Below are 23,790 nucleotides of genomic sequence, written 5' to 3'. Positions count from 1 at the left end.
CGAAACCAGGGTTTCGACAGGCTCAACCTGCGGCGCGGTGCGTCAGTTCTGCCAGCCCCAGTTCTCCGGGTGCGGGGCCAGTCCCTCGAAGCCGGAGGTGAGCGGACCGTAGTTGGCCAGACCCTTCTTGACGCCGGTCATCTCGGGGCCGAAGTCGATCGGGAAGGTGCCGTACTGCTCCAGCGCCTCCTTCTCCGCCTCGTTGAAGGCAGCGACCGCCTCAGGGATCTCCTCGATGGTGCCCGGCTTCTTCATCGCCGCGTCGATCTCCGGAGTGCCGATGTAGGTGAAGTTCGAGTCGGAGTCCGAGCAATAGAGCTGGCAGCCTGAGGTGCTGTAGCCGTACGGGTCGGAGGACGACCAGGCCATGATGAGCATCTCGTACTTGCCGCCGACCACGACGTCGGAGAACTTCGACGAGTCCTGGTTGTCCAGCTCCACCTCGATGCCGGCCGCCTTGAGCATCGCCTGCACGGCGTTCGCCATGGCGGTCTGCGTCGGGCTGTCGCCGAAGAAGGTGTACTTGAGGTGGGCGGGCTTGCCGTCCTTCTCGTAGTACCCCGAGCTCTCGTTGAGCGCGTAGCCGGCGCCCTCGAGCGTGGCCTTGGCGTTGTCCACGGAGAACGCGGCGTCGGCCGGCATGTTGTTCTCGTAGCCGTCCTGGATGGGCGACATCACCTCGGACCCGGCAGGGTCCTCCTCCCAGCCGAGACCCTGGAAGTCGATCTCGGCGAGCTTGGTGACGTCGGTGGCCTGCGTGACGGCCTTGCGGACCGCGATGTCCTCCAGCGCCTCGGCCTTGGCGTTCAGCGTGAAGACCCCGGTCGACAGGGCGTAGTTGATGAGGATCTGCACGTCGTCCATGCCCCGCGCCACCTTGAGCCGGTCGGCAGCGGCCACACCTGTGGCGTCGACCTCACCGTTCTGGAACGCGTTGATCGCGGCAGCATCCTCCATCTGCTTGTAGACGATCTTCTCCAGCTTCGGTGTCTCGCCCCACCACTTGGGGTTCGGCACGAAGGTGGCCTGCGTCTCGTCCTGCGAGTCGACGATGAACGGGCCGGCCGCCCACTCGTTGCGCGGGTCGTTGACCCAGCCCTCGGTGTACGTCTTGGCGTCCAGGCTGTCCGGGTGCAGCAGGTTGATGAACAGGTACTGGTACGGGAAGAAGGGCGTGTCGAAGGTGACGACGACCTGCTTGTCGTCCTTGCCCTTCTCCACCGACTTCACCTGGTCGTAGCCGGTGGTGGAGGCCGGGTTGTACCCCTTGCTCTTGCCCGACTGCGCCTTCCAGGTGGCCTCGAAGGCCGTCCAGTCGATCGGCGTGCCGTCGTTCCACGTAGCGTCGGGGTTCACGTCGTACGTGACGACCAGCGGGTCGTCGGAGGTGACCTCGACGTTGGAGAGGTAGTCGGGGTTCGGCGCCGGGTTGCCGGCGGCGTCGTAGTCCCACAGCGATGTCTGATAGATCTTCCAGAAATCGGCCATGTACCGCGTGTTGCCGTCGACGGAGAACCCGTTCCAGTTCGGGGTGATCTCGGCGGTGGGCAGGGTCAACGTGCCCCCGTCCTCGACCGCGTCGCGCTCCTGCGGGTTGTTGTACGCCTTCCCGGCCTCCGGCTTGGGCAGCTCGCCCTTGTACGACGAGGGGACGCCGTCGGCCGCCTCGGTCGTCACGCTCTTGTCGCCGTTGCCCTCGGCGGTGCCTTCGTCCTCGCCGCCGGAGCCGCACGCGGTGAGGGCGAGCGCGAGCACTGCGGCAGCAGCGACCGCGCCGGCCCCCTTCTTGCGGATCGTTGTCATGGTTCTCCTTGAGAAGCGTCTACCGCTGGGTAGATGACCCGGACGGGTCAGGCGCGGGAGGGTTCCCGCACGTCTGGTGTGGCCGCTGGCGTCAGCGGGAAATGGCAGGCGGCGAGCTGGTCGCTGCCGGTGAGCACCGGCAACAGGGAGTCGCAGCGGTGCTGATCCTCGGCCGGCAGCGCCGCGCGCACGGGGCACCGGCTGGCGAACCGGCAGCCGGGGATCTCCTCGGCCGGGCTGGGCAGGTCACCCTCGAGCACCACGCGCTTGCGGCCGCGCTCCAGCGCGGGGTCGGGCAGCGGGACCGCAGACAGCAGCGCCTGCGTGTACGGGTGGCGCGGCGTGGTGAACACGGCCTCCGTGGGTCCGGACTCCACGACCTGGCCCAGGTACATCACGGCCACGCGGCTGGCGATGTGCCGGATCACGGACAGGTCGTGCGCCACGAACAGGAACGCGACGCCGAGCTGCGCCTGCAGGTCCTCGAGCAGGTTGATGACGCCCGCCTGGATCGACACGTCGAGGGCGGAGACCGGCTCGTCCAGCACGATGAGCCGGGGGCTCACCGCCAGCGCCCGCGCGATGGCGATGCGCTGGCGCTGCCCGCCGGAGAACTGCGACGGGAACCTGTCGACGTGGTCCGGGTTGAGGCCCACGAGCTTCATCAGCTCGTCGATGCGGTCGTTGGTCTTCTTTCGCGACCAACCGTGCACCTTGAGCGGCTCCGCGAGCACGTCGTAGATGGGCATCCGCGGGTCGAGCGAGCTCATCGGGTCCTGGAACACGATCTGCAGATCGCGGCGCAAGGCCGCCCGCTCCGGCCTGCGCAGATCCGCGAGGTTCTTGCCGAGCACGGCCACCCGGCCGCCCTGCGGCGCCTCGAGCTTCATGATCTCGATCAGCGTCGTCGTCTTGCCCGAGCCCGACTCGCCCACCAGTGCGACGGTCTCCCCGGCGCGCACGTCGAACGTCACGCCGTCGACAGCCTTGACCGTCCCGACACGGCGGCGTAGGAAGCCGCCCTTGGTGAGCGGGAAGTGCCGCTGGAGGCCCTCTACCTCCAGCACGACCTCGCGCTCCTCGCGGGGGACGGCATCGAGCGTCGACTCCGCGGCCTCCTCCACCACGTAGGCGTCGTCGAACGTGACGCCCTGCTCGGCCAGCTCGTCGGCACGCACGCAGGCGGCGAGTGTCTCGGGCCGGCCGGTGACGGGCAGCAGGTCGGGCTCGACCGTGCGGCAGCGGTCCTCGACCAGCGGGCAGCGCGCAGCGAAGGGGCAGCCGGTGGGCAGGTCGACGAGCGACGGCGGGTTGCCCTGGATGGGGATGAGGCGCCGGTTCTCGCCTCGATCGGGACGGGGCACGGCTCCGAGCAGACCCATCGTGTACGGCATGGCGGGTCGCGCGAACAGCTCGTCCACCGGCGCCTGCTCCACGGGCCGCCCCGCGTACATGACGAGAACGTCGTCCGCAACGCCCGCGACGACGCCCAGGTCGTGGGTGATCATGACGACCGCGGCGCCGGTCTCCCGCTGCGCCTTCTTCAGGACGTCGAGCACCTGGGCCTGGATCGTCACGTCGAGGGCCGTGGTGGGCTCGTCCGCGATCATGACGTCGGGGTCGTTCGCGATCGCGATCGCGATCATCACGCGCTGGCGCATGCCACCGGAGAACTGGTGGGGGTACGCCCTGAGTCGCTCGGCCGGGTTCGGGATGCCGACCAGGTCGAGCAGCTCGATCGACCGTTCCCGCACCTGCTTGCGGTTCAGGTCCTGGTGCAGGTCGAGCGCCTCGACGATCTGGTCCCCGATGGAGAACACCGGGGTCAGCGCAGACAGCGGGTCCTGGAAGACCATCGCCATCTCGTTGCCGCGGTACTTCGAGAGCTCGAGCTCGCTCAGCCCGAGCAGCTCGGTCCCCTTGAGCCGGATCGAACCCTCGACGCGGGCGTTCTCGTCGAGCAGGCCCATGATGGACAAGGACGTCACGGACTTGCCGGAGCCGGACTCGCCGACGATGCCGAGCGTGCGGCCGGGAAGCAGGTCGAAGTTCACGCCGCGCACCGCGCGGACGGCGCCCGCCTCGGAGGCGAAGCTGACGTGGAGGTCTCGCACGCTCAGGACGGGGTTCATGCTCGGCCTCCCGACCGCGAGTTCGGGTCGATGGCGTCGCGCAGGCCGTCGCCGATGAGCTGCACCGAGAAGGTGAGCAGCACCAGGGCGATCGACGGGGCGATGAGTACCCAGGGCGCGGTGAGTATCACGCTCTGCCCCGCCTGCAGGATGGTACCGAGCGACGTGTCAGGCGCCTTGATGCCGAGCCCGAGGAACGACAGCGCCGTCTCGGAGTTCACTGCGCTGACGACACCGAGCACCGTCTGGATGATGAGCACCGAGCCGAGGTTCGGGATGAGGTGGCGGCGGATGATCGTGAACGAACGCACCCCCATGTACTTCGCGGCGTGCACGTAGTCGAGCTCGCGCAGTGACAGGGTGAGCGTGCGCAGCACGCGGGCGTACCCGATCCACCCGAACAGCGTGATGCCGAGAGTGAGCCAGAGCCAGCCGTTGGAGCCCGACGAGGACCGGACGATCATCGCGATGAGCAGGAACGACGGGACCACCAGCAGCATGTCGAGAACCCACATGCCGGCCCGCTCCACCCAGCCCTCGAAGAAGGCGATGGTGGTGCCGATCACGGCGGCGATCACCGTGATCGCGACGGAGGACAGGATGCCGATCGCCAGGGAGCGGCCGAGGCCGCGCGCGACGAGCGCGAAGACGTCCGACCCGCCCGTCGTCGTCCCGAGCCAGTGTTCGGGTCCGGGCGCCTGCGCGAGGGCGAGGAAGTCTGGCTCGTCGTATCCCCACTGCGCGATCTTGGGCCCGACGATCGCGAACGCGACCAGCAGGACCAGCATCACGACGCCGAACAGCGCGGAGGGCCGGCGGGCGAATCGCCTGGCGATCAGGGTGAAGCGCCCCGTGCGGCGCAGGCCTGTGCTCTGTTCGTCGTCGGCGGCCAGGACGGCGGCGGAGGTGACGGTCAGCTCGGAGTCAGCCATGGTGCGTCCAGCTCCTCTCAGCTGATCCGGATGCGGGGGTCGAGCCAGGCGACGATGAGGTCGGCCAGCAATGCCCCGACGAGCGTGCACACGCCCGCGAAGGCTGCGATGCACGTGGCACCGTTGATGTCGTTGTTGATGATCGTCGTGACGAAGTACCGGCCCAGGCCGTTGATCGCGAAGATCGTCTCGGTGATGACCGCGCCGGTGAACACCGTCGCGATCGAGAACGCGACGTTGACGGCCGTCGGAATGAGCGACGTGCGCAGGGCGTGCTTACGGATCGCGACGTTCAGCGGCAGTCCCTTGGCCCGCGCCGTGCGCACGTAGTCGGCCTTCATCGTGTCCAGCAGGTACGTGCGCTGGGTCAGGTGGTAGCCGACGGCACCGATGATGGTCAGCACGATCGTGGGCAGGATCAGATGCTGGGCGAAGTCGAGCAGCCAGGGCAGGAAGCTGTCTCCGTCATAGCTGTGCAAGCCGGTGACGTAGAAGAGACGGAAGCCGAGCCACTCATTGACGTAGATGGCGCCGATCACGACGAAGAGGGCGAGCACCGCCGTCGGGATCACGAGGAAGAAGGTGCCGAAGCCACCGAGCACTCGGTCCTGCCACTTGTACTGACGGATCGCGGTGTACACGCCGATGGCGACACCGATGACGATCGCGAGGACGGTGGCAAGAAGGACGAGCTGTGTGGACGCGGCGATCCGGCTCGCGACGGCGTCGCCGACCGGCGACTGGTCCGGGCTCAGGCCCCAGTTCCAGTGCAGCACGATGTCGGTGAGCCAGCGCCAGTAGCGCAGCAGCAGCGGGTCCTCGTCGTTGACGTTCGCGGCCGTCAGGGACGCGTTGATCGAGTCCATCGGCGGCCTCGGGCTGCGCGACAGATAGTTGGACCGGGGGTCCATGAACGCCGAGGCCAGCAGGTACGTCGCAGAGACGGCGACGAAGAGCATCGCGACGTAGTTGGCGGAACGCCGCAGCAGGAAGCGCCCCATCAGACGGTGCCGCCAGGCCCGCGGTGCGCCACCCGCGGACCGACCAGCTCCGACGGAGACCGCCGCGCGGCCAAAGGCACGATGTGCATGAAGCTTCCCTGTGCTGCTGGGGGCCAGTGGCCCACGAATCGGTGGCGGCCGTGCAGGCCGATGATCAGCTCTGCCCGGCACGCCGGATGACGATACGAAGCGCAGATCCCTGAGTCCGTCCGAGGGCTTCGACGACCTCGACGACGAGACAGAGTGATCTGCGCAACTGTTTTCGGAGGTTACCCCCCGCCGTGTCACCAGCACGGCACCGTCTCACCGTCCCGAGGGGGGCGGGAGTGCGGTACGCCGCAAACTCTCCGGCATCATCCCAGGTCATGCTTGATATTTACGGCCGACGTCTCAATTTGGTCACGATCGGCGCGCGGGGCAACAACCTCCCCGGAACACCGTCCGGGACCCACTTGAGATGGCTCCCGGCGACCGTCTGACATGCATCGTCGCAGGTCGGAGGTCCGATCAGCCGAGGCAGTCGAGGATCGGGTCCCTCACGACCCACGCGAGGCCGTGCTCGCGCTCCAGCGAGCCCCGCACCAAGACAAGACGGCGGCCGACCACCCGCGAGGGTGACCGGCCGCCGTCGTGCCACGTCTACCGGCCCGGCGATCAGCCGGGCTCAGAGGCTCAGAACTTCTGCTGCATCTGCGGGTTCAGCGACTTGAGGTTCGTCTTGGCCTTGCCGTCGATCGAGTCGTCGATGTCGAACGCATCGAAACCGATCCCCAGGTCGTTCGAGTAGGCGTAGCCGTTGTACCAGTAGGTGGACCAGGAGCCACCGCTGGAGATGCCCGCGCCGCGGTCGAACCAGGCGACCTCGGTCGGGTGGGACGAATCGGTGAAGTCGAACACGGAGACGCCGCCCTGGTACCAGGCCTGGACCATGAGGTCCTTGCCCTTGACGGGGATCAGCGAGCCGTTGTGGGCCACGCAGTTCTCGGTGCTGTCGTTGATGCGCGGGATCTTGTAGTAGCTCTGGAACGCGAGCTTCTTGCCGTTCTTCCCGCCGTGCTTCTTGACCTTCTCGATGTCGTAGATGCCGTTGGCGCCGAGCTCCGGTGCATACTCGCCGGTGCAGGTCGCCAGGCCGCCGCCGCCGAGCTCGTCGGTGAAGACGACCTTGGTCGCGTCGTTGTTGAAGGTGGCCGAGTGCCAGAACGCGAAGTTCTCGGTGTCGCGGACCGTGCTGATCACCTTCGGGTGGGCGCGGTCCTTGATGTCCATCAGGATGCCGTCGCCCATGCACGCTCCGGCGGCGAGGTCGTACTTCGCGTAGGTGGTGATGTCGTGGCAGCCGGAGGTCGCCGAGGCTCTGCGATCCGGGTCGCCCTCGTAGCCGCCCTTCGGGAAGAGGTTCGGTGTGCCGACGAGCTTGGCCGCCGCGGGGTTCTTCACCGGGACCTTCACGATCGAGATGATGTCGTGCGGCGGGCGGCAGTCGGGGTACGACGAGCTCGGGCTGTACGACGAGACGTAGACGTACAGGTCCTTGCCGTTCTTGGTCGGCGCCAGCGAGTGGGTGTGGGAACCGCACGCCGTCTCGACGGCCTTGACGTACTCGGGCTCGAGCGGGTCGGAGATGTCCCAGACCTTGATGCCCTCCCAGGAGCCCTTCTCCGTCGCGGGGCGGGTCGTCGAGGCGCACGAGTCGTCGCTGCGCGACGAGTCGGTGGAGAGCACCAGGATGTCGCCGTAGACGGAGACGTCGTTCTGCGAGCCGGGGCAGTACACCTGGAGCGCCTGGACGGGCTCCTCGGGATCGGACAGGTCGTAGACGGTGAAGCCGTCGTAGTTGCCCGCGTAGGCGTACTTGCCCTGGAACGCGAGGTCAGAGCCGGTGCCCTGCAGGGCGCCGTTCTTCGGGTTGTTGCTGAGGTGCTCGATGTTCGACGACGCCACCTCGCCCGGCAGGACGTCGGGCTCCAACGCATCGGACTGGGCGTCGGACGCTGATGCCGGGGCCGCGAGCCCCAGCACTCCGGCCGTCAGGGCCAGCGAGAGGGCGACGCCGGCGGCGCCCCTCGCCCGTGAACTTCTCATCCGTGAACTCAGGGTTGGACGACGCACAGGCGCCACACCTCCTTGTTGGGTCACACTGAGTGTCGCCTGGAAGCATCCTCCCAACCAGGTGTGCGGGCATCTTTTAACGCGGTGGCAACAACCTCAGGAGAGGATCCACAGGTGACCACAGACCCCCGGCTCCGTCACACGAGCGGCAGTCGCGCCGTCCTGACCTGCGCCTTCGTCCTTGCCATAGGGCTCACCGCCGCGGGGTGCACCGCCGCGGAACCCGAGGTGACCTCGACGCCGTCATCGGCGGTGCTCGCGCCGGGGAAGCCCGGCGAACCCGCCCGGACGATCGCACCCGAGGACTACGAGGGCATGGGTGACGCCGACGTGGTCACCGACGCCGATGCCGACTTCATGACCCGGATGATCGGCCACCACGCCCAGGCCGTGGAGATGGCGCAGCTGGTTCCCGGGCGGTCGACGTCGGCGCAGATCGCGAAGTTCGCCGATCGAATCCGCCTGACGCAGGACGGCGAGATCCAGTACATGAGCCGTTGGCTCGAGGACCACGACCTCCCGGTGCCCGCGGTCGCCTCACCGACGTCGTCGACGGCGCCGTCGGACGGGAGCGGGCCACGCGCCCCCCAGGCCCACGACCACGACTCCATGCCCGGCATGCTGACCGACGCCGAGATGACAGCCCTGGCGGACGCCGACGGCACCGAGTTCGACCGGCTCTTTCTCAAGGGCATGATCAAGCACCACGCGGGTGCGCTGGAGATGGTCGAGGACGTCGGCTCCGCCGGGCGGGACGAGACGGTCCAGGAGTTCTCCGGGAACGTGGCGGCGGACCAGATCGCGGAGATCGACCGGATGTCCCGGCTGCTCGACGAGCTCGCCGGCTGAGCGTCAGCCCCGCGCGGGCCCGGACGCGGTCACCAGCAGGGTGGTCGAGTCGTCCTCCGACTCCAGGCCCGCGAGCTTGTGCTCGAGCACCTCGAGGTCCAGCGTCAGCGCAGCCGTGGCACGGAGCTCCTCCAGCCGGGCCCGAAGGGACGTACCGCGCCGCTCGACGAGCCCGTCCGTGTAGAGCAGCAGCGACTGACCCTCGTGCAGCTCGAGCCGGCCGACCTCGGGAACCGCGGGCATGGCGCCGATCGGCAGGTTCCGCACCACGTCCACCCACTGCGCGCCGTGGCCGTCGACGACCAGGGGCGAGAGGTGGCCCGCGCAGACGTACTCGATCGTCCTGGCGCCCGGGTCGAGGATCGCGGCGAACAGGGTCGCCATGTCACCGCTCAGCAGCGTGCGGGCGAGATGGTCGAGCGCCCCGACGGCTCTCCCCACCTCGCCGTGCGTCAATAGCAGCGACCGCAGCCCGTTGCGGAGCTGGTTCATCGCGGACGCCGCGGGAAGGCCGTGCCCTGCGACGTCGCCGATCACCAGGGCGACGCGCCCGTCCGGCATGTCGAACGCGTCGTACCAGTCGCCTCCCACGGACCCGCCGTGGGCCGGGCGGTAGCGGGCCTGGAGTCGCCAGCCCGGCGGGGCGGGCAGCGTGGCGGGCAGCGACGAGTGCTGCAGCACCAGGGCGGCGCCCAGGTCGGGCCGGGTGCGGCGGTAGAGCGCCTCGACGACGGTCCGGCGAGCCACGACCGCGGAACGGACGTCGTCTCCGGACCACGGCTCGCTGGTGCCGTGCACGATCTCCCGCCACCGCGCGAACGAGCTGCGGGGGCCGATGCGCACCGCCCCGTCGTCCTCGCGAACCACGGTCTTAGCACGGGGGTCGCCGGCCCAGGTCACCTCGCGCGTGATCTCCCGGCGGAAGAGCGCCAGCAGGTCGCCGTCGGGCAGGGGCGCCACGAGCGCGCCCGCGACCTCGCCGAGCCCGGCCAGCGCCGGATGATCGGCCCGCAGCTCGTGGGTCGCGAAGACGGGGTTGCCGCCGCCGTCCTCGTGGCGCGGCGGGCTCGCCGACTGCACGGCCTCGACGACGGCGTCGAGCGCGGCCGGCACCGTGCCGATCGTCGCCGAGGTGCCGCCGGTGCGCACCAGGGCGCCGTCGACGCCGAGCACCCGCAGGAGCTCCGGCCGCGCGACCACCTCGGCGATCGGTCCGTCGCTGGCGCCGACCAGCACTTCCAGGGCGTTGGTCACCCGGCGGGCGCGCTGCGCCCGGTCGGCCGCGGCGTGCACCACCATCTGCAGGGACAGGCCGGAGGCGAGCGCCTCCGCCGCCGCGCGCACCTCGAGCGAGGGGGTGTGCGGGCCCCCGTGGTGGCAGGCCACCATGCCCCACAGTCGTCCGCCGTCGAGCAGGGAGATCGACATGGACGCACCCACTCCCATGTTCTTCAGGTACTGGATGTGCACGGGCGAGACGGCCCGCAGGCCGGCGAACGTGAGGTCGGCCGGCACCCCCGTCACCGGGTGCAGCACCGGCACGAGGGCCACCGGCTCGGACCGGACGTCGGAGATGAGCCGCAGCCAGCTCTTCTCGTACAGCGCGCGCGCCTGCGGCGGGATGTCGGACGCCGGGTAGCGCTGCCCGAGGAACGGCTCGAGATCGTCCCGGCGGTCCTCGGCGACCACCTCGCCGTGGTGGTCCACGTCGAACCGGTACACCATGACCCGGTCGAAGCCGGTCACCTCCCGCACCCCGCGCGCCGTGAGGTCGTAGAGCTCACGCAGGGAACCGGCTGTAGCAGCCCTGCCGAGCACGGCGTAGGCGGTGCGGTACCCGTCGCCCGGGTCGGCGTCCTCGTCCCTGGGCTCGAGCTCGACGACGACCGTGCCCTCGGCGGTCCGGTGCGTCGCGGCGATCCACGGGCGGCCGTCGACAGTCACCCGGCGCAGCACCTCGGACAGGGGGCGGGGCTCCAGCGCCCTGGCATGGCGCAGCAGTCCGGCCGCGTCACCCACCGTGGCGTCGAGGCGGTGCCCCAGGATGTCGGGCAGGTCCCGCCCCAGCAGGTCGGGCGCGTTCGCCGACGCCTGGACCACGATGTCGTCGTCCACCACGAGCAGCACACCCCGCGGCTGGACGGCCCCGGGAGCGTGGATGGGCTCCGTGGCACAGGCCTCGAGGTCGACGTCGTCCACAGGGTCGTCCATCGTTGCCTCGCTCATTTCCGCACATCGCCCGGGGCCGCACTTTCCCACGGCGACCGCCTCGCGCTCAACACGTCGCCCGGGGAGGGCTCAGGGCGCGGTGACGAAGACGTCGAAGAGCTCGGGGTGGTGGCCGTGCACCAGCACGGCGAACACCACGGCGTCGAACAGCAGGTGCACCGTCACAACGTACGGCAGGCTCTTGTAGCGGGCGAAGATCCAGCCCTGCACCAGCGCGAACGGCACGGTCAGCAGCGGCCCCCACTCGCGGTAGCCGAGCTCCCACAGGAACGACACGAAGATCACGGCCTGCAGGGCGTTCGCCGTCCACACCCCGAAGTGGCGCCGCAGCAGGGCGAACACCGTGCACACGAAGAACAGCTCGTCCCAGATGCCCACGGCGTTGACGCCGACGAACAGCCGCGCGATGTCCTCCCCGCCCTCCAGCGCCGGCCAGTTGAGGTACGCGCCCGACCCGAGGAAGTACCAGGGCAGCACCAGGTAGCCCACCAGCACCACGATCGCCAGGTACACGTACTGCCCCGGCGACCAGCGTCGCCCCGTCGCGATCGGGAAGCGCACCACCCCTGGCCCGGTCCCCCCTGAGCCTGTCGAAGGGTCGCGGAACAGGTACCGCGACGCCGCCCACGGCACCAGCACCGCCAAGGAGAGGACGACGGCGAAGCGCGCCATCCCGGCATCGGACAGGTCCGCCTCGAGCGAGATGGTGGAGATGATGCCGAGCGCGACGGCGATCAGCGCCAGGTCGCGGCCCAGCCGCCGGTCCACCAGGAGTCCCAGCCCGACGCCCGCGACCAGCGGCACGTACGCGACCGGGCGTACGTGCACCGCGAACAGGAGGACCGCCGACGCCGATACGAGCGCCGCGGCGACGAGCCGCAGCACCGTCCGCCGCGTCGAGGAGGCGGACGTCGGGGTGCGGGCGGCGATGTCCATCGTCCGGCGAGGATAGCCGTCCCCGTGGAACAATCCGAGCATGGTCGCGGGTCGACGGGCGCACAGCGGGGACGAGGGCGCGGCGCGATGACGACCTCCTACTCCTACCCTGCGCAGGCGCTCGAGGCGGCCGGGCTGGCCCGCGCCGCGGCAGACGCGTCGTTCGACCGCTTCGCCCGGCTGGTGCAGCGCCAGCTCGGGGTGCCCACCGCGCTGGTGACGATCGTCCTGCCCGACGCGCAGGTGTACCCCGGGGCCCTCGGACTGCCCGAGCCCTACCAAGCCGCCCGGCGCACCACCCTGACCGAACCGCTGTGCGGCGAGACCATCAGCCGGGGCGGCCCGCTGGTGGTGGAGGACTTGCGCGCCGACCCGCGCCTGTCGCAAACCGCGACCGTCACCGAGCTGGGCATGGGCGCATACGCCGGGTTCCCGATCTACGACCGCCACGGCACCGCAGTCGGCACGGTGTGCGCGCTCGACCAGGAGGCGCACGCGTGGAGCTCCACCGACCTCGCCACCCTCGCCGACCTCGCCGCCGCCTGCACCGCCGAGCTGCGGCTGCGCCTGGAACGGCATCGCGCCCACCGCATCCAGCAGGTCGCCGTGCACGCCACCCGACGCACCCGGATGCTCCTCGACCTCACGGGCCGGTTCGCCGAGGCGACCACCCTGGACGAGGTCGTCGACGCTCTGCGGGCCTCCGGCCAGGGGCTCGGGACGATCTGGGCCACGCTCGTCCTCGCCGACGGGGCGGGCGCGACGCTCACCCTCGTCGAGCGCGAGGGCGCCTACCCGTATCTGCCCCGGCAGTGGCGCCTCGACCACCCCGCCGTGGCCTCCGTGGCCCGCACCCGACGACCCACCTTCTATCGCGACGGCGCTGCGGCCCTACGCGACCAACCGTCGCTCGCCCCGTGGGTCGTCCCGTCGCTCGGCGGGCTCGCGCTGCTGCCGATGGTCACCGACGACCGCCTGCTCGGCATCGTCGTGCTGGTCTGGCACGGCCCGCACGACCACGGCGACGAGAACAGGCGCACGGCCGTCACGCTCGCGACCTGCGTGGCCCAGGCCCTGGTACGCGTCCGCGTGCTGGAGGACCGGCACCGTGTGGCGACCACGCTCCAGGCGGCGATGCTCACCGACCTCCCCCCCGTGCCGTACCTCGAGCTCGCCTCGACGTACGCGTCGGCCACCAGCACCGACAAGGTGGGCGGCGACTGGTACGACGCCGTCGTGCTCGATCCCCGCTCGAGCGTGCTCATGATCGGCGACGTCACCGGGCACGACATGCAGGCGGCCGCCCGGATGGGTCAGCTCCGCTCGATGCTGCGCACGCTGGTGTGGTGCCACGATGTGCCGCCGGCGCGGCTCCTGGGCGAGCTCGACCGCGCCAACCAAGGCCTGGCGCTGACGGCGACCGGCACCGCCGTCGTCGCCCGGCTGGACCGCACCGGCAGCGAGGAGCCAGGGGCGGCCGACGGCGGCTGCCGCGTCTGGTGGGCGAGCGCGGGCCACCCGCGCCCGGCCGTGATCCGGGCCGACGGCACCGTCGAGGAGCTGCCCGGCCACCCGGACCTCATGCTCGGCGTCGACCCGACGGCCCCGCGCCACGACCACTCCGCCGAGCTCTCCCCCGGCGACACCCTGCTGCTGTACACCGACGGGCTCGTGGAGTCGCGCACCGTCGACTCCACCGCCCGCGCCCGCGACCTGCACCGGACGCTGCAGGACCTGGCCGGCTGCCCGACGGCCGAGCTGCCCCGGCGGCTCGTGGATCGGATGGTGCAGGGCCTGCAGCGCGACGACGTGGCCGTGCTCGCCGCCCGAGTCCGCTGAGATAGTCCGGATCCCCGCGAGGTAGTTCGGATCCCCGCGAGGTAGTTCGAATCCCCGCGAGGTAGTTCGAATCTCGGCGAGGTAGTTCGAATCTCGGCGAGGTAGTTCGAATCTCGGCGAGGTAGTTCGGGTCGGGCCGGTAGAGCCTCGGCAGGCGCGGTCAGGGGTGTGCGACGCCCAGCTCGACGAACATCGCGCGGTTCAGCCGAAAGGCCTCCTGGGCCTCGGTGACCGCGAGGTCGACCTCGGCGTCGTCGAGGTCCAGCGCGTCCAGTCGCTCGCGGTAGAGATCCTTGAACGGCTTGGCCTTGGGGATCTCGGGGAACGCGTAGAACTCCAGACCCGCGCCGGACTCCCCTGAGCCGGTCGAAGGGTCGAGCACGTAGTGGCGCTCGAGCATCCGCTTGATGACCTGGCCGCCCGAGAGGTCCCCGAGGTAGCGCGTGTAGGCGTGCGCGGCGTAGCACGCCACGTCCTCGGTGACGGCGAGCAGGCGCGCGACGTAGCGCTCCGTCGCCGGCAGCATGCGGACGACGTCGCGCCACTGCGGACCGTACAGGTGTGCGAGGTCGCGCTCGATGGCGGGCACGCGGGTCAGCTCGTCGAAGACGAGCCCTCGCCCGCGCGCGTCGTCCCGCATCCGCGCGCTGCCCCGCTCCAGGGCCGTGTAGACCGCGAGCTGCTGGGCGGCGAGGTCCGCGTACGCCGCGACGTCGAGCCGGCCGGCGAGGAGACGCTCCACGAACCCCTCGGACTCCGCCCGCGTGTGCTCGGCGCGCGTCCCCTCTCGCAGCAGGGTTGAGAGCAGCGCAACCTCCGTGAACATCGTCAGGGGACCTCCAGGTCGAGAACCGCCGGACGCCCGGCGCGACGTCGTGACAATTCGTCACGACGTGGCGTCACCGTAGCAGGCAAGGTAAGCCTTGCCTACCTCTTGCCGAGTAGTCCTGGATCCCAGCGAGGTAGTGGGTGGGAACCGCGAGGTAGTTCGAAATTCGGCGAGGTAGTTCAAGATCCGGTGAAGTAGTTCAAGATCCGGCGAAGTAGTTCGGGACTACCTCGGCGATTCTTGAACTACCTCGGAGAAAGGGGTCGCGGGATGTCGGTGGGCGCGGGCACGCTGGGGCGATGACGACGACGCCCCCGGACGCCAAGCCCGTGCTCCGCCGCTACCTGCAGGCCGCCCGCGAGGCGCTGCTGTGGAAGGTCGAGGGTCTGCCCGAGCGGGAGACCCGCCTGCCCCGCACCCCGACGGGCACCAACCTGCTCGGGCTCATCAAGCACGCGGCAACGGTGGAGATCGGCTACTTCGGCGGGGTGTTCGGGCGTCCGTGGCCCCGCCCGGACGAGACACCCTGGCTGGCGGCAGCCGACGCCCCCGACGCCGACGCCGACGCGCTGCAGGCGGAGTTCTTCGCGACCGCCGACGAGTCGGTCGAGCAGATCGTCGGCCTGTACCGGCGGGCGTGGGACTTCGCGGACGAGACCATCGAGGCGCTGCCACTCGACGCGCCCGGGCGCGTCGGCTGGTGGCCTGCCGACCGGCACGACGTCACGCTGCACCAGATCCTGGTGCACGTGATCGCAGAGCTGCACCGGCACGCGGGCCACGCGGACATCCTGCGCGAGCAGGCCGACGGCGCCGCCGGACTCCGGGCGGACAACTCGAACCTGGCGGAGGGCTTCGACTACGCCGCGTTCACCGTGACCCTGCGCGGCATCGCCCAGCAGTTCCCCGAGGAGGTCCGATGACCGACGCCCACCAGCCCGCCGTCCCCACGATCCTCCAGGTGGTGGTGGACACCACCGACGCGCGGGGGCTCGCAGAGTTCTACCGCGAGATGTTCGGCCTCGCCTACCGGCCCGGCGACGAGCCGCCCGCTCACGGCGGGCCCGACCCGCGCGGCGCCGACTGGCTGGTGCTGCGCAACCCCGGCGGCGCGCAGCTCGCATTCCAGCAGGTGGAGACGCTGACGCCGTCCACCTGGCCAGACCAGACCGTCCCGCAGCAGCTGCACCTCGACACCACCGTGCCCGACGTCGCCGAGCTGGACCGCCAGCACCAGCGCGCACTGGCCCTCGGGGCGCGGCTGCTGCACGATCGGTCCGACGACCCGGAGGAGCCGCTGCGGGTCTACTCCGACCCCGCTGGCCACCCGTTCTGCATCTTCGTCGCTTAGAGGTCGCACGATGACCTTCACGGTGCTGGCGCGCGACGCCGCGAGCGGCGACGTCGGCGTCGCAACCGCGAGCTTCGTCCTCGCGGTAGGCGCGCGGGTCCCCGTGGTCGTCCGCGGCAAGGGCGCCGCGGCCGTCCAGGGCGAGACTCCGCTGCACGTACGGGACACCGTCCGCGAAGGCCTGCTCGCGGGCCAGTCAGCCCAGGACATCGTCGACGGCGTGGTCGCGGGCCTTCCCGCTGCCTCCCAACTCGGAGTCGTCGACTCCACGTGCGCGGTCGCGGTCCACAACGGCCCGGCGCTCGAGGCGCACGTGGCAGTCGCCCAGGTGCCGGGCCTGCTGGTGATCGCGAACCTGATGGAGCGCGCCGACGTGGCGGATACCGCGCTGCGCGACGCGGCCCCCATGCTGGGGCGGGCGACGCTGCCGGAGGTCCTGCTCGCCGCCCTGGCGGCGTCGGACGAGCGGGGAGGCGACCTGCGAGGGCGGATGTCGGCCGCGCTCGTGGTCGAGGGGCCGAGCACCGAGGACCTCCGGGTCGACCGGCACCCGCGGCCAGTCCCCGAGCTGCAGCGCCTCCATGAGGTGCACCTGGCGCACGCCGCCCTCGAGCGGACCCGGCGGCGGCACGGTGCGTACCGCGACCTCGACGACGTGCGGGCAGCTCATGCGCTCGCGCCCGAGGACCCGGTCTGCCTCGGCGCGCTGCTCCTGGCCCTCGTCCGGTCGGGGGCCGTCGAAGACGCCGTCGCCCACGCCCGCGCGCTGCTGGTGTCGGAGCCTCGGACCGCCGCACGCCTGCGACGCGCTGCCGCGACGGGTGACATCGATCCCGGCGCGGTCGAGGAACTCCTCCAGCAGGCCGGGGAGGGCTGACCGCCTCAGCCCCACTGCCCGGGAGACAATGGGCGGGTGCAGTGCCCCCACTTCGACGCCGGCCGCTGCCACTCGTGCACCCTGCTGGCGACGCCGTACCCCACGCAGGTGCGTGAGAAGCAGGAGCACGTGGCGGCCCTCCTCGCCGACGACCGGATCGCCTGGCTGCCGCCGGTGACCGGCCCGGAGTCCGGGTTTCGGAACAAGGCGAAGATGGTGGTCACGGGCACGGTCGACGACCCGGTGCTCGGCATCCTCGGCTCGACGTCGGGGCCCTTCGCCGGGCAGGGCATCGACCTCACCGACTGCGGCCTGTACCCGCCCGCGCTGCAGGAGTCGTTCCCGGTCCTGGCCGAGCTGATCACCCGCGCCCGGCTCCAGCCGTACGACGCGACGGCGCCGTCCCGCGGGCCCCGGCGCCGCGAGACCCCGCGCGAGTCGGCCTGGCGGGGCGAGCTCAAGCACGTGCTCGTGACTCTCTCCGCCGACGGCGAGCTCATGGTGCGGTTCGTGCTGCGCAGCCAGGAGCCCGTCGCCCGGATCCGCAAGCACCTGCCGTGGCTGCTCGGCGCGCTGCCGCAGGTGGCGGTCGTGAGCGTCAACGTGCAGCCCGCGCACGCCGCCGTCCTCGAGGGCGAGCAGGAGATCGTGCTCACCGAGCGGCAGTCCTTGCCGATGCGGCTCGACGGCATCACGCTGCACCTGCGCCCCCAGAGCTTCTTCCAGACCAACACCGCCGTGGCCACCGCCCTGTACGCGCAGGCGCGGGAGTGGGTGGGCGAGGTGGCGCCCGCCTCCCTGTGGGACCTGTACTGCGGCGTCGGCGGCTTCGCGCTGCACTGCGCCGCGCCGGGCCGTGCCGTCACCGGCATCGAGATCTCTGCGGAGGCGATCGCCAGCGCCGGCGTGACGCGGGACGAGCTCGCCCACCTGCCCGCGGGCACCACGGTCGGCGGGCACGACGCCGCGTGGTGGGCCGACGCCGTGCGCGACGTGCGCTTCGCCGCCGGCGACGCGACCGCCTTCGCCCGCGGCGGCGACGCGCCCGAGCTGGTGGTGGTCAACCCGCCGCGGCGCGGCATCGGCGCCGACCTGTCGCACCGGCTCGAAAAGTCCGACGTCGCGCACGTGCTCTACTCCAGCTGCAACGCCGTGACGCTCGCCGAGGATCTCGCGCGCATGCCGTCGCTGCGACCCCGCCGCGCACGGCTGCTCGACATGTTTCCGCAGACCAGCCACTACGAGGTCCTCGTACTCCTCGAACGGGCGCCATTCGTCGGTTGAGCTTGCGCCGTCTGGGTTTCCTGGACGCCCGCTGAGGCTTACGCTCACGCCAACCGCACCCCGCAACGTCGCGCTGTGTGTCGGGGCCCGACCCGGGCCTCGCGGGGTCACCCATCAGGAGGTCGACCGTGAGAACAAAGATGTTCACCACGGCCGTCGCGACTGCCGCCCTCAGCGGGCTGGTCGTCGCGGCGTCCCTCACCCCCACCGCGACGGCGGCGCCGTCCGTGGTCACGGGCAGGCACGGCCCCGGCCCACACGTCCCGGGCCCGGACCTGTCCAAGAAGGTCACCGGCGAGCGCGTCTTCCGGCACCTGGAGGAGCTCCAGGAGATCGCCGACGAGAACGACGGCAACCGTGCCGCAGGCTCCGACGGCTACGAGGCATCCGCGCGGTACGTCGAGAAGACCCTGCGCAAGGCCGGGTTCACACCGGAGCGGCAGTACTTCGAGTTCGACACCTTCGACGTCCTCGATCTGGCCGTTGCGGTGCCGGGCGCCACGTTCGATCCTGCGGCGATGACGTACTCCACGTCCACGCCCGACGACGGCGTGACGGCCGGCCTGGTGCAGCCCGCGATCGTGGACGGCTGCCCGGCCAGCGACGACCCCGAGGCCCCGCACGACGACTCGTGGGCCGGCGTCGATGCCACCGACAAGATCGCCGTCGTGCAGCGCGGTGCCTGCACCTTCGGGGCGAAGGCCCTCGCCGCGGGCGAGGCCGGCGCGGCAGGGCTGATCATCTACAACAACGAGATCGGCGCGCTCAACGGCACCCTGGGCGAGCGCAACGACGGGTACGCGCCCACCGTGGGCGTCACGCAGGCGGAGGGCGAGTCGATCCTCGCGGTGCTCGCGGCCGACCCCGCCGTGCAGGCGTCGTTCGACCTGCAGGCCGAGATCGGCACCGCCGAGACGTTCAACGTCATCGCCGAGACCCGCAAGGGCCGCGACGACAACGTGGTGATGCTGGGCGCCCACCTCGACGGCGTCCCGGAGGGCCCGGGCATCAACGACAACGGCACCGGCTCGGCGGCGATCCTGGAGACCGCCGTCCAGCTGAACAAGAGCAAGAAGCTCAACAACACCGTGCGGTTCGCGTGGTGGGGCGCCGAGGAGCTCGGGCTCGTCGGCTCCACGCACTACGTGGACGATCTCGTCGCGAACGACCCGGAGGCGCTGGACGACATCGCGACCTACCTCAACTTCGACATGGTGGGCTCCCCCAACTACACGATCGGCGTGTACGACGCGAACGAGTCGACCTTCCCCGCCCCGGTCACGGTGCCCGAGGGCTCCGTGGCGACCGAGGCGCTTCTCACGGACTACTTCGACGCGATCGACCAGCCGTGGGTGGACTCGGAGTTCTCCGGCCGCTCGGACTACGACGCGTTCATCAGCAACGGCGTGCCGGCCTCAGGCCTGTTCACCGGCGCGGACGCCATCAAGACGGACGAGGAGGCCGCGATCTTCGGCGGCACGGCCGGCGAGGCGCTCGACCAGAACTATCACTCCGTCGGTGACGACCTGGCGAACGTGAACCTCGAGGCGCTCGACATCATGTCCCGCGCCATCGGGAACGCCGCCCAGCAGCTCGCCTGGAGCACCGAGGCGATCAACGGCGTCGAGCCCGGCCGTCCGGGTCATGGCCACGGTCACGGCCACGGGCATGGCCACGGGCACGGGCACGGTGGTGGACATGGTCACGGCCACGACCGCGGGGCGCACGGCTTCGACCGGCGCTGACGCGTCGCTCTCCTCGCTGGTTGAGCCTGTCGAAACCGGGTTTCGACAGGCTCAACCAGCGGTCGGTTTCGACAGGCTCAACCAGCGGTCGGTTTCGACAGGCTCAACCAGCGGTAGGCGTCAGCAGGAGCTCAGCCAGCCCGGCCAGATCCCGGTCCGGTCGAGGATCACGTCGGGCGGCACGCCCGGCGGCGCCTCGACCTCGACGCTCACGTCGGCCTCGTCGTTGCGCTTCGAGGCGATATACCAGCCACCGCCGTCGCACTCGCGTGCCCGGACCCAGCTGTTTCCGGACTTGACGCCGACGACCTGCTGCGTGTCCGGGTCGGACACGTCCACCCGGAAGACCCCGCGCAGCCCCGGCACCTCGGCGTTGACCGTGGTGCGCACGGGGTCAGGCTCGTCGGTCGGCGTCGGGTCGGGCGTCGGAGTCGGGCTGGGCGAAGGCGTGGCGGTGGGCGACGACGTCGCGGTGGGCGTGGGCGACCACGTCGGCGTGGACGTCGGCTCCGAGGTCCCAGTGGGTTTCGGCGCGGGGACGGGGGTGGTCGACGTGGGCGCCGGCTCCGTGGGCTCCGTGCCCGGCGCCCCCGTGGGGGTCGTCGTCGGGGAGATCGGGTCGTCGGTGGACGGCTCGGTCGGCTCCGGCGTCGGCGCGGGGCCGGACGTGCCGCCGGGCGTCGGCTCGGGCGGGGCCGCCGGCGTCGGCTCGCCGCCGGGCGCGGGCGCCGCGGCGGAAGATGTGGCCGACGGCACGGGCGGGGCCGCCACGGGGCTGCCACCGCCGCCGCTCACGGCGACCGCGACGGCAGCCACGGCGACGCCCGCCACGGCCCCGGCGCCGATCAGCCCGACCTTGCCGAGGTGGGTGCGCCGCAGCGCCAGCACCCGGACCCACTCCCACGCGACCGCGAGCGCGGTGCCCACGGGGCGGACCAAGGCGAGGGCCCCGGCCCCCGCCGTCCCAGCGCCCAGCGCCCCCACGACCACCGGGGCCACCGCACCGCCCGCGACCGTGCCGGCGAGCAGCAGTGGGCCGGCGTCGCGCAGCGCCCAGTGTGCCTCCCGCACGTCGATGAACGCGCGCATGCAGCCGTCGCAGCCGAAGATGTGGCTCTCGAGCGTGGTGCGGCGCCCCGGCGTGAGCCGGTGCCGCGCGTAGGCGTGCAGGGACTGCCGCGTGTCGACGCACCCCGGCGGGCAGGCACGGGTGTGCGCCGCCGCGAACGCCGCGGCGAGCCGCTGCTCCGCCCGCCCGAGCCGCCGCAGCACCGCCCGGCCGTACAGGCCGAGCTCGGTCGCGATGGCGCCGAGGTCGCGGCCCATGACGTGCCGGTCCCACAGCAACCGCTGGTCGTCGTGCGGCAGGGTGGCGAGCACGGTGCGCAGCACGTCCGGGTCCGCGGTGCCGGCGGCGCCGGGTCCGCCGTCGCGCCCGGCCCTGGTGGCGGCGGCCCGCATCCGCCGGATCACGTCGTCGACGGCGGACCGGCCCTCGGGCGCGTCGTCGCCGTGGATCGCGGTCACGCGACGCCCCCGTCCCAGCATTTTCCAGCGGTCTCGCGGCGCGCCGACATGCGCGCCGGGGGCAATGATCGCAGCGACCCACGGGGCGAAAGCAAATCCCGGCGCCGTCCCGGGGCCCGGAACGGCGCCGTTTAGGGGTCAGCCGCGCACGGTCGCGAGCGGCTCGGCGTGCCCGCGGCCGGCCAGACCCATCAGCCGGTCGAGGGCCTGCCGCCCTGAGGCGAGATCGTCCTGCTCGCCCGCGCGCACCAGGGAGAACAGGTCCTTGGGGTCGTCCGGCTCGGCGACGAGGTCGAGGTGCTGCAGCAGCGCGGCGGGCACGTCGTCGCGCACGAACCGGAGCGCGGCCCAGTCCTCGACGGCGAACCCCACGGAGTCGAACACGGTGAGCGTCTCGTCGTCGCCGGCGCGGCGACCGTCCCGGCGCCCGGCGACTACTTCCCACAGCTCGGTGACGGCGATGTCCGGCGTCTGCTGGATCTCGCCCTCGATGCGGGTCTGCGGCTCGTACTCGACGAACACCTCGGCGGCACGCAGGATCGCCGGGTCGAGCTCGGTCTTGCCGGGGCAGTCGCCGCCGATGGCGTTGACGTGCACGCCCGGGCGGGCGAGGGCGGTGACCATCTCGTAGGTGAGCACGGTGGCGTTCGTCTTGTCGGCGGTGCAAGTAGTGACGACGTCGGCGCCCGTGACGGCGTCGGCCGCGCTCGCCGCCTCATGCACCTCGAACCCGAGCGCGCGGGCGTTGCGCGCGAGCTTGGCCAGCGCACCCGGGTCGGTGTCCCACGCCCGCAGGTGCGTGACGCCGAGCTCGGCCCGCATGCCCAGCGCCTGGAACTCCGACTGCGACCCCGTGCCGATCAGCGCGAGAATGCGGGAGCCGGGCCGGGCCAGGTGCCGCGCGGCGAGCGCCGACGTCGCCGCGGTGCGCAGGGCGGTGAGCAGCGTCATCTCGGCGAGGAACGTGGGGTAGCCGTTGCGCACGTCGGCGAGGACGCCGAACGCGGTGACGGTCTGGAAGCCGCGGGCCGGGTTCCGCGGGTGGCCGTTGACGAACTTGAAGCCGTACGTGACGTCGTCGGAGGTGGGCATGAGCTCGATGACGCCCTCGCGGGAGTGGGTAGCGATCCGGGGGCGCTTGTCGAGGTCGGGCCAGCGGGCGAAGTCGGCGGCGAGGGCGTCCACGAGGCGGCCGATCACGGCCTCGGGCCCGCGGTGGGCGACCCACCGCGCCGTCGAGGCGACGTCGAGGAACGGGACGGTTGTCATGCGCGGGCCTCCGCTGGCGTGGTGGTGCTCGGGCGGGTCGGGGTGGGGGGTGCGGTCCGCAGCTCGAGCGTGCAGCACTTGACCGAGCCGCCGCCCTTGAGCAGCTCGGACAGGTCGACGCCGACTGGCTCGAAGCCGCGCTCGCGCAGCCGCGCGTGCAGCCCGGTGGCCCGGTCGGTGAGGAAGACGTGGCGGCCGTCGGAGACGACGTTGAGGCCGAGGACGGCGGCGTCCTCGGGGGTCGCGAGGATCGCGTCCGGGTATCGCTCCGCGAGCACCGCCCGCGACGCGGGGCTGAACGCCTCGGGGAGGTAGGCGATCGTCGCCGGCGAGGTGCCGGTGTCGAGCACGGCCAGCGCCGTGTCGAGGTGGTAGAAGCGCGGGTCGACCAGCTCGAGCGTCAGGACGTCGACGCCCAGCCGCTCGGCGACCTCGGCGTGCGCGGCGCGGGAGGTGCGGAACCCGGTGCCGGCCAGCATGACGTCGCCGGCGAGGAGCAGGTCGCCCTCGCCCTCGTCCTGCTCGGCGGCCTGGCCGAGGCTCGTGACGCCGAGGGCCCCGGCGCCGGCGAACCAGGCCTCGTATGCCGCGCCCTCGGGCTGGCGCTCGGGGAACGTGAACCGCGCCGCCAGCGCCCGGCCGCCCACCACCACGCCGCCGTTCGCGGCGTACACCATGTCGGGCAGGCCCAGCACGGGGTCGATCACCTCCACCCGGTGGCCGTGCGCCTCGTAGGTGGCCCGGAGCCGCTCCCACTGCGCGACCGCGCGCGCGCCGTCCACCGGCACGCCGAGGTCCATCCAGGGGTTGATCTCGTAGACCACGTCGAAGTAGGTGGGCGGACACATGAGGTAGTGCCGCGGGGTCGCCGTGCGCTCGGTGGCCGGTGTAGTGGCCGGAGCGGGAGCCAGGTCGGGCTGGGGCGCTGAGACCGACGTCGTCGTCGGTGAGGTGAGGGCCGTCATAGCCGGACGCTAGGGCCGCGGTCGTTGCGCGGGATGCGCGATTCGTTGCGCGTCCTCGCGGTAGACCTGGCGGATCGTGCGCGGGAGCTGAAGAATCCGAGCATGGACTG

General features: G+C 71.5%; 18 protein-coding genes. 7 read left to right on the top strand and 11 right to left on the bottom strand.

Annotated features, from left to right (window positions below; translation table 11 throughout):
• Positions 1–42: 42 nt before the first annotated feature.
• The 5 genes from AC1C2W_RS16490 to AC1C2W_RS16470 form a co-directional block, all read right to left on the bottom strand.
• Positions 43–1,803: an ABC transporter family substrate-binding protein gene (locus AC1C2W_RS16490; protein ID WP_495413729.1), complete on the bottom strand. Its 1,761-nt coding sequence runs from the start codon at positions 1,801–1,803 to the stop codon at positions 43–45.
• A gap of 47 nt (positions 1,804–1,850) precedes the next feature.
• On the bottom strand, positions 1,851–3,935 hold the full coding sequence (locus AC1C2W_RS16485) for an ABC transporter ATP-binding protein (protein ID WP_495413728.1): 2,085 nt from the start codon (positions 3,933–3,935) through the stop codon (positions 1,851–1,853).
• Positions 3,932–4,867 (bottom strand): ABC transporter permease, encoded by a 936-nt coding sequence (locus tag AC1C2W_RS16480; RefSeq protein ID WP_495413727.1) that lies wholly within the window; start codon positions 4,865–4,867, stop codon positions 3,932–3,934. Before AC1C2W_RS16480 ends, AC1C2W_RS16485 begins: the two co-directional genes overlap by 4 nt.
• Before the next feature lie 17 nt (positions 4,868–4,884).
• On the bottom strand, positions 4,885–5,868 hold the full coding sequence (locus AC1C2W_RS16475) for an ABC transporter permease (protein ID WP_495413726.1): 984 nt from the start codon (positions 5,866–5,868) through the stop codon (positions 4,885–4,887).
• Positions 5,869–6,540: 672 nt separating this feature from the next.
• Positions 6,541–7,953: an LVIVD repeat-containing protein gene (locus AC1C2W_RS16470; RefSeq protein WP_495413725.1), complete on the bottom strand. Its 1,413-nt coding sequence runs from the start codon at positions 7,951–7,953 to the stop codon at positions 6,541–6,543.
• 141 nt (positions 7,954–8,094) lie between these two features.
• On the opposite strand from AC1C2W_RS16470, the gene AC1C2W_RS16465 reads away from it, so the two are divergent.
• A complete protein-coding gene (locus AC1C2W_RS16465; protein WP_495413724.1) occupies positions 8,095–8,829 on the top strand; it encodes a DUF305 domain-containing protein in 735 nt (244 codons plus the stop codon).
• A 3-nt stretch (positions 8,830–8,832) separates the two neighbouring features.
• Here AC1C2W_RS16465 and AC1C2W_RS16460 read toward each other — a convergent pair whose 3' ends face one another.
• Together AC1C2W_RS16460 and AC1C2W_RS16455 are read right to left on the bottom strand one after the other, a co-directional pair.
• Positions 8,833–11,040 (bottom strand): SpoIIE family protein phosphatase, encoded by a 2,208-nt coding sequence (locus AC1C2W_RS16460; protein WP_495413723.1) that lies wholly within the window; start codon positions 11,038–11,040, stop codon positions 8,833–8,835.
• Between the two features lie 87 nt (positions 11,041–11,127).
• Positions 11,128–11,994, bottom strand: a complete 867-nt coding sequence (locus tag AC1C2W_RS16455; RefSeq protein ID WP_495390605.1) for a CPBP family glutamic-type intramembrane protease — start codon at positions 11,992–11,994, stop codon at positions 11,128–11,130.
• Positions 11,995–12,081: 87 nt separating this feature from the next.
• On the opposite strand from AC1C2W_RS16455, the gene AC1C2W_RS16450 reads away from it, so the two are divergent.
• On the top strand, positions 12,082–13,833 hold the full coding sequence (locus tag AC1C2W_RS16450) for a SpoIIE family protein phosphatase (protein WP_495413722.1): 1,752 nt from the start codon (positions 12,082–12,084) through the stop codon (positions 13,831–13,833).
• A gap of 160 nt (positions 13,834–13,993) precedes the next feature.
• Here AC1C2W_RS16450 and AC1C2W_RS16445 read toward each other — a convergent pair whose 3' ends face one another.
• Complete coding sequence (locus AC1C2W_RS16445; protein WP_495390603.1) at positions 13,994–14,659, bottom strand: biliverdin-producing heme oxygenase; 666 nt, start codon at positions 14,657–14,659, stop codon at positions 13,994–13,996.
• Between the two features lie 302 nt (positions 14,660–14,961).
• Between AC1C2W_RS16445 and AC1C2W_RS16440 the strand changes: the two genes are divergently transcribed.
• From AC1C2W_RS16440 to AC1C2W_RS16420, 5 genes are all read left to right on the top strand, one after another.
• Entirely contained in the window at positions 14,962–15,585 is a 624-nt protein-coding gene (locus tag AC1C2W_RS16440; RefSeq protein WP_495413721.1) for a DinB family protein, read from the top strand.
• The gene (locus AC1C2W_RS16435; protein WP_495390601.1) at positions 15,582–16,013 is read left to right on the top strand and encodes a VOC family protein; all 432 of its coding nucleotides are present in this window, start codon (positions 15,582–15,584) and stop codon (positions 16,011–16,013) included. The genes AC1C2W_RS16440 and AC1C2W_RS16435 overlap by 4 nt, the downstream gene beginning before the upstream one ends.
• Positions 16,014–16,023: 10 nt before the next feature.
• Positions 16,024–16,890, top strand: coding sequence for a DUF1028 domain-containing protein (locus tag AC1C2W_RS16430; RefSeq protein ID WP_495413720.1), 867 nt, complete (start codon positions 16,024–16,026; stop codon positions 16,888–16,890).
• A 36-nt stretch (positions 16,891–16,926) separates the two neighbouring features.
• Positions 16,927–18,174 carry a 23S rRNA (uracil(747)-C(5))-methyltransferase RlmC gene (gene rlmC, locus AC1C2W_RS16425; RefSeq protein WP_495413719.1) on the top strand — a complete coding sequence of 416 codons (1,248 nt, stop codon included), beginning with the start codon at positions 16,927–16,929 and terminating at the stop codon, positions 18,172–18,174.
• Positions 18,175–18,302: 128 nt separating this feature from the next.
• Positions 18,303–19,919 (top strand): M20/M25/M40 family metallo-hydrolase, encoded by a 1,617-nt coding sequence (locus tag AC1C2W_RS16420; protein WP_495413718.1) that lies wholly within the window; start codon positions 18,303–18,305, stop codon positions 19,917–19,919.
• Positions 19,920–20,039: 120 nt separating this feature from the next.
• On the opposite strand, the gene AC1C2W_RS16415 is transcribed toward AC1C2W_RS16420, so the two are convergent.
• From AC1C2W_RS16415 to ddaH, 3 genes are all read right to left on the bottom strand, one after another.
• Complete coding sequence (locus AC1C2W_RS16415) at positions 20,040–21,446, bottom strand: zf-HC2 domain-containing protein (RefSeq protein ID WP_495413717.1); 1,407 nt, start codon at positions 21,444–21,446, stop codon at positions 20,040–20,042.
• A gap of 138 nt (positions 21,447–21,584) precedes the next feature.
• Positions 21,585–22,715: an ornithine cyclodeaminase gene (gene ocd / locus AC1C2W_RS16410; RefSeq protein WP_495413716.1), complete on the bottom strand. Its 1,131-nt coding sequence runs from the start codon at positions 22,713–22,715 to the stop codon at positions 21,585–21,587.
• Entirely contained in the window at positions 22,712–23,680 is a 969-nt protein-coding gene (ddaH, locus tag AC1C2W_RS16405; protein ID WP_495413715.1) for a dimethylargininase, read from the bottom strand. The genes ocd and ddaH overlap by 4 nt, the downstream gene beginning before the upstream one ends.
• Positions 23,681–23,790 lie beyond the last annotated feature (110 nt).

The organism is Isoptericola sp. Y581 (assembly GCF_059445475.1).
The sequence above is the reverse complement of the archived record's forward strand: the minus strand, read 5'-3'. Positions and strand labels throughout refer to the sequence as shown.